General features: G+C 60.4%; 4 protein-coding genes and 2 tRNA genes. All 6 read right to left on the bottom strand.

Translation table 11 applies throughout. The features are described 5' to 3' along the window. Positions 1–175 precede the first annotated feature (175 nt). Positions 176–266, bottom strand: a tRNA-Ser gene (locus tag BDE01S_RS07185). Between the two features lie 33 nt (positions 267–299). Then, a tRNA-Ser gene (locus tag BDE01S_RS07180) sits at positions 300–390 on the bottom strand. Positions 391–470: 80 nt separating this feature from the next. After that, positions 471–1,250 (bottom strand): peroxide stress protein YaaA, encoded by a 780-nt coding sequence (gene yaaA / locus BDE01S_RS07175; RefSeq protein ID WP_066079408.1) that lies wholly within the window; start codon positions 1,248–1,250, stop codon positions 471–473. Positions 1,251–1,375: 125 nt separating this feature from the next. Then, positions 1,376–4,867: a chromosome segregation protein SMC gene (smc, locus tag BDE01S_RS07170; protein WP_066079411.1), complete on the bottom strand. Its 3,492-nt coding sequence runs from the start codon at positions 4,865–4,867 to the stop codon at positions 1,376–1,378. A 198-nt stretch (positions 4,868–5,065) separates the two neighbouring features. Beyond that, entirely contained in the window at positions 5,066–6,217 is a 1,152-nt protein-coding gene (locus tag BDE01S_RS07165) for a YbfB/YjiJ family MFS transporter (protein WP_066079407.1), read from the bottom strand. A gap of 159 nt (positions 6,218–6,376) precedes the next feature. Further along, positions 6,377–6,586 (bottom strand): tautomerase family protein, encoded by a 210-nt coding sequence (locus tag BDE01S_RS07160; protein WP_066079404.1) that lies wholly within the window; start codon positions 6,584–6,586, stop codon positions 6,377–6,379. Positions 6,587–6,627: the final 41 nt, after the last annotated feature.

Here is a 6,627-nt window from a genome sequence, read left to right as displayed (position 1 = left end):
AATGAGATACTTTTTGTTGGGTTATTTTCTTTGCCTTGCGGCAAAGCGACGGGCAGGGATGCCCGTCCTACTAGGGATAAGGGGAGAGTGCCGATATGCTTCAACGGAACAAACGTCAATGGAACAAACATCCATGAAAAAGCCGCATCTCATTGAGATGCGGCTTTTCTTAAACTGGCGGAAGCGGTGAGATTCGAACTCACGGAGGGCTATCAACCCTCGACGGTTTTCAAGACCGTTGCATTAAACCGCTCTGCCACGCTTCCGGTTATGCTGTTTGGTGCATAGTGTATTCAAGATGGCGGAAGCGGTGAGATTCGAACTCACGGAGGGCTATCAACCCTCGACGGTTTTCAAGACCGTTGCATTAAACCGCTCTGCCACGCTTCCGTTTCTTGAAGCGGGTATAGTAATCAAATTCGCGGATTTTGCCAAGTTAATTTTTAAACGCGCGGTTTAGCTTTTTGTTTTTACTTGGATTGTTCTTGGCGCATAAATACCCATTCGTCTTCGCTCGAGGCGGCGGGATTGAATGCGTAGCCCTCGTAATCGAAATGCTGCAAATCCTGCGCTTCGGTGATGCCGTGTTCGGCGGCGTAGCGCACCATCAGGCCGCGCGCGCGTTTGGCGTAGAAGCTGATGACTTTGTATTGGCCGTTTTTCTCGTCTTTGAATACGGGGGTAATCAGGCGGGCTTTGAGTTTTTTCGGGTTGACCGATTTGAAATATTCCTGCGATGCCAGGTTCACCAGCGTGTCGCTGCCGGCGGCGGCCAGGGTGTCGTTCAGCAGGTTGGTGATGGTGTCGCCCCAGAATTCATACAGGTTTTTGCCGCGGGCGTTGGCAAACGGCGTGCCCATTTCCAGGCGGTAGGGCTGCATCAGGTCGAGCGGGCGCAGCAGGCCGTAGAGGCCGGAGAGCAGGCGCACATGGGATTGCAGGTATTGGATTTGCGCGGGGGCAAGCGAGGGCGCGTCTATGCCTTCGTATACATCGCCGTTGAACATATACACGGCCTGCTTGGCGTTTTGCGGGGTAAACGGGGTGTGCCAGGCGGCGTTGCGCTCGGCGTTGAGTAGGGCGATTTTGTCGGAAACGTGCATCAGCGCGGCAATCTGCTGCGGGGCGAGGGCGCGCAGTTCCTGCATCAGCGCGGCGGCGTGCTCGAGCAGGTCGGGTTGCGTGAAGTCGCTGATGGGCGCGGGGTCTTTTTCGTTCAGGTTTTTGGCGGGGGATAAAACAAAAAACATAGTCGGCTCGTATCGGAAATCGGATGGTGATAGGGGATTGTAGTGGTAAAGCGTGCGCCCGGGCAAGGTGCGCGCGGCGGCGGAAAAGCCGTCTGAAAAAACGCTGTTTTTCAGACGGCTTGGTTTTATGCCGGCTCGGCCATCTGCAGGGCTTGCTGGATATCGACGGAAACAATCCGCGATACGCCTTTTTCCTGCATGGTCACGCCGACCAGCTGCTCGGCCATTTCCATGGTCAGGCGGTTGTGGGAGATATAGAGAAACTGGGTTTGCGCCGACATTTCTTTTACCAGGTTGCAGAAGCGGCCGGTGTTGGCATCGTCGAGCGGCGCGTCCACTTCGTCCAAAAGGCAGAAGGGCGCGGGATTAAGACTGAACAGGGCAAACACCAGGCTCATGGCGGTCAGGGCTTTTTCGCCGCCGCTCAACAGATGGATGGTGGCGTTTTTCTTGCCGGGCGGACGCGCCATGATGGACACGCCCGAGGTCAGCAAATCGTCGCCAATCATTTTCAGGGTGGCTTCGCCGCCGCCGAACAGGGTGGGGAAAAAGGTTTGCACTTTTTCATTCACCGCGTCGAATGTTGCTTTGAAACGGGCTTTGGTTTTGTCGTCGATTTGGGCGATGGCTTCTTCGAGCAGGGCGATGGCGGCCTGCACGTCTTCGCTTTGGCTGCGGTAATAGCCGTCGCGTTCGCGTGCTTCTTCCAATTCTTCCAGCGCGGCCAGGTTGACCGCGCCTAGGGCTTCAATCTGCCGCGTGAGGCTGCCGATGTTGTCGCTCAGCGCATTCAGACGGCCTGCTTCTGCGGCCAGCGCTTCCAAAGCCGCCAAATCGGCTTCGCGCTCGGTTAGGTTTTGGTGGTAGCGTTTGGCGTTAATCAGCGCTTCCTGCTGCTGCAGCAGGGCGGTTTGGGTGGCGGCCTGCAGCTGCGGCAGCTTGGCCTGCAGGGTTTGCTGGGCGGCATACTGCTCGCGGCCTTGCGCTTGGGTGTGCGCCAGCGTTTCCTGCAGGGCGGTGTATTGTTCGTCGAGCTGCTGCACCGATTCGCCCAGTTGTTCTAATTGGAGATGCTGCTCGTCGTCTTGGATTTCGGTTTCGTAGGCCAGCGCCAATTCCTGCTGACGCTCCTGCAAATCTGCGGTTTGCTCATCAAGCCGCTCAAGCTGCTGCATCAGGTTTTGCTTTTGCTGCTGCAATTTGTGTACGGCGACTTCTGCCAGGCCGTATTGGCGGTTGGCTTCGAGCAGGGCCAGCTGCGCCTGTTTCAGACGGCTTTGCTGCGCCTGACGCTCGGTGGAGAGGTTGTGCTGCTGGTGTTCCAACTCGGCCGCGGCTTCGGTCAGCGTGGCGATGTCGTCTTCGAGGCCGTCTGAAGATTGCACAAGTATTTGGGCTTCGGTTTCGATGTGCGCCAACTCTTGCGCGATGTGCTCGCGGCGGAGCTGGCCTTGGTTGGTGCGAAGTAGAAATTCGGCGGCGCGTTGCTGCGCCTGATGGTAGGCCTGCGCGTGCTGCTTTTGCTGCTGCGTCAGGCTGCGTAAGTGGTTTTCGGCATTTTCGGACGCGGCGCGGGCTTGGTCGCGTTCGGCTTCGGCGGCGGCCAGCTGCGGGGCGAGTGCGTCCAATTCGCTGACGATGGCGTTCAAACGGGCTTTTTGGGCTATCAGGCTTTCCTGTTGCGCCTCGGCATACAGCAAGACGCTGACTTTGTCGATTTGGTGGCCTTCGGGCGTGAGCCAGATTTGGCTGCCGCTCAAGTCGCTCTGATGCGCCAGCGCGTAATCCAGGTTCGGGGCGCACAATACGCCGTCGAGCCAGTGGTGCAGGGCCGTCTGAAAAGGCGGGCGGGCTTGGATTTGGTTGAGCAGAGCCTGCGCGGGCAGGGATTTTTTGATGCCGCCGGAGAGGGTGTTTTCCAGCCAGGCGGCGCGGCCTTGCGGCAGGGGGTCGGGGGCGGTGAAGCCGGCGGGTACGGCGCGGGCGTGCAGACGCTCGGCCAAAATTACGCCCAGCGCGTGCTGCCATTCGGCGGGCGCGGTGATGTGCTGCCATAATTGGGGCGCGTCGGCGTGCCCGCCGGCCTGCCAGAAATCGGCGGATTGCCGGTTGGCGGCCAGGATTTGGCTCAAGGCCTGCTGCTGTGCGCTTAATGTGATGTGCTGCTGCTGCAGGGCTTGGTATTGCTCGGAGGCCGTCTGAAATTTCAGACGGCTTTGTTCGGCTTGGGTTTCGGCGGCCAGCAGCTGCTCTTCGTAATGTGTTTGCTGGTTGAGCAGCAACTCGGCCTGCTCCTGCGCGGCTTGCGTTTCGGCTTCGTCGGGCAGGTTCAGCGCCTGACTTTCTGCTTGCAGACGGCCTTGGCGGGCTTGCTGCTGCTGCAGGCTTTGGCGGGTGTGGGCAAGCTGCTGCTGCTTGAGCGCGAGTTCGCGCTTGATGCGGCCGGCTTCGTCTTGCTGGGCTTGGAAGGCGGCGTTAATCGCGGCTTGCGCTTCTTCCAATTCGGGCAGACGCTCTTCGTGTTCAGCGGCCTGCAGGGCGAAATCGGCCAGCTCGATTTGTTTTTCTTCGACCTGTATGCCGTTTTCTTCAAGCTGGGTGCGGATGTGCTGCTGCTCTTGGTGGATGCGTTGAATCTGCGCCTGCGCGGTTTGGCGGTCGCGCTCGATGCGCTGGCTCAGGGTGCGGCGGTGGCGCATTTGCTCTTCGAGGCGCGCCATCTGCTCGCGCAAGACGCCGCGCCGGTTGCCCAAATCGTGCACGCTCTGCTGCTGCGCCTGCTCGGTGGCTTGCAGGGCGTGAATCTGCTCACCCAATGCCTGAATCTGCGCGGCGGTTTCGTCTTGCTGCGCCTGCAGGGTTTGGTGTTGCGCGGTGGCTTTGTCGGCGGCGCTCAGGGCGTTTTGCCATTGGGTGTAGTCGAGCAGGTCTTGCTGGCGTTCGAGCTGGCGGTTCAGATTGCGGTAGCGTTCGGCGGCTTCGGCCTGTTTTTCCAGCTTTTCTACTTGGCGCGCCAATTCGCTTTGTAAGTCGCTCAGCCGCTGCAAATGCTCGCGGGTGTCTTTCAGACGGCCTTCGGTTTCTTTGCGGCGTTCTTTGTATTTGGACACGCCCGCCGCTTCTTCGATATAGGCGCGCAATTCTTCCGGCCGCGCTTCGATGATACGGGAAATCATGCCCTGTTCAATCACGGCATAACCGCGCGCGCCCACGCCCGTGCCCAAAAACAAATCGGTGATGTCGCGGCGGCGGACAACTTGGTTGTTGATGAAATAAGTCGATTCCCCCTGGCGCGTGAGCTGGCGTTTGATGCTCACTTCGGCATATTGCCCCCATGCGCCCTGCAGGCTGTGGTCGCTGTTGTCGAAGACCAGCTCCACCGAAGCGCGCGGCGCGGGGCGGCGGGTGGCGGCGCCGTTGAAAATCACATCCTGCATACTTTCGCCGCGCAGCTGCTTGGCCGAGGCTTCGCCCAATACCCAGCGCACGGCGTCGATGACATTGGATTTGCCGCAGCCGTTCGGTCCGATAACGGCAACGAGCTGCCCGGGCACATGAATGGTGGTGGGGTCGGTAAAGGATTTGAAACCGGAGAGTTTGATGTGGGTCAGGCGCATGGCGGAGGGCGGGTGGAACAGAAAGAAGCGTATTTTAACGGAAAGCGGGTGTGGCCGCCATTTGTGGGGCGTTTTTTTGTCGTCGGACAAAAGAAGAGTGATGCGGCCTTATGGCCCGGTTTCATTCTTGTTTCTTAGACTATCGCAGCAGCATAAAAAGGCCGTCTGAAAAATATTCAGACGGCCTTTGAAACGGCATTATCTGCGGCGCGGGAAACTTACGGCGGCAATCAAGGCGGCCAGCAGCAGGGCGGCAGCGGCAAGGCTTAATGCGCCGTTGAAGTTGTGCGTGCGGGCGTAGAGAAGGTCTGCGGCGGCCGGGCCGGCAATCTGGCCGATGCCGTATGCGGCGGTTAAGACGGCGACCAGGTTGGTACCCGATTGCTTGGCCGCCTGTTGCGCCACGGGCATAACGATGGTCACCGTGCCCATAAAGGTCGCACCGACCAAAAGGGCGCTCAGCAGATAGCCTGCTGCGTCGGGCAGCCATACGGGCAGCATCACGCCCAAAGCCTGTATGCCCAGATTGGCGGTGAGCGCGGCGCGGGTGCCGAGACGTCGGTGCAGCGCGTGCCATAAGAAACAGGAAGGCGCGGCACCGAGGCCGAATACCGCCCAAACGTGCGCCGTGTTCCAATCGGGCAGAGCCAGCGTGGCCAGCAGCGGCAGATAGGTGGCGGTGATGATGTAGCCGAAACCGGCCAGCCCGTACAGGCAGACCAGCGGCCAAGCGGCGGCGAGCGGGGCGCTTAAGGGCGCGTGCGGCGGCGCGGCAGGCGTGCGGTCGGGTTGGACTGAAAGCGCGGGACGCAGCAGGGCGGTCAGCAGCAGGGCCGCCAGCCCCAAGCTCAGCCACAGCTGCGCGGCGGAGAAACCGAGCGAAATGCCGCCCGCGACCCATTCCGACGAAAAGGCGATGCCCAACCCCACGCCGGAATACAGCAGGGGCGCGGCGCTGAAGAAACCGCGTTGCGCCAGTAGCCATAAAGACGCGCCCACCAGCGCCAGCGCGCTGAATACGCCCGCCAAACCGCGCACGGCGGCCAGCAGCCAGAGGTTTAAGGGAAAATAGAGCGCGGCCAGACACAACGCTGTGCTCAGTAATGCCAGCAAGGCGGTGCGGTGGGCTTGGGCGGCGGGGATTTTGACCGCCAGCAGCGCACCCGCGAGATAGCCGGCGTAGTTGGCCGAAGCCGCCCAGCTGCCGCCCTGCACGCTGATGCTGCCTTCGGCCACCATGTGCGGATACAGGGCGGTAAAGGCAAAGCGGCCGAAGCCCATGCCCGCCGCCAAAACGGCAGCGGCGGCCAAGCCCGCTGCCAGCGCGTCGCGCCGTATTTCTGCCGTCATCGTGGCTCCTTTGTGTAGGGTTGGGCATGACAGGCATGATGATGATTGCTGCGCGGTGTCATGTCGGATGTGAGGCCGTCTGAAAAAAGCCTGCTTGCGGCTTGGGCGGGCTTTGCGATGGAACGGGCAGAACCGCCGGATATTCAGACGGCCTGCGCTTTAGGATTTCTCGGCGCGGCGCACGGTCACGCTTTTGCCGCCTATGCCCCAGTTGTCCATCGGTACTTCGTCGATGACAACGACGGTGGTTTCGGGGTTTTTGTTTAACACGCGGGACAGCAGCTCGGTTACGCCGCTGATCAGCTCGGCTTTTTGCTCGGCGCTCGGGGCTTCGCTGCCACCGGTGACTTTGATGTTGACGTAGGGCATAGGGTGCTCCTGGGTAGATGCGGTGATTGATTGCCGATAAT

The organism is Bergeriella denitrificans NBRC 102155, assembly GCF_001592185.1.
Lineage (GTDB): Bacteria > Pseudomonadota > Gammaproteobacteria > Burkholderiales > Neisseriaceae > Neisseria > Neisseria denitrificans.
This window is presented reverse-complemented; position numbering and strand designations above follow the sequence as displayed.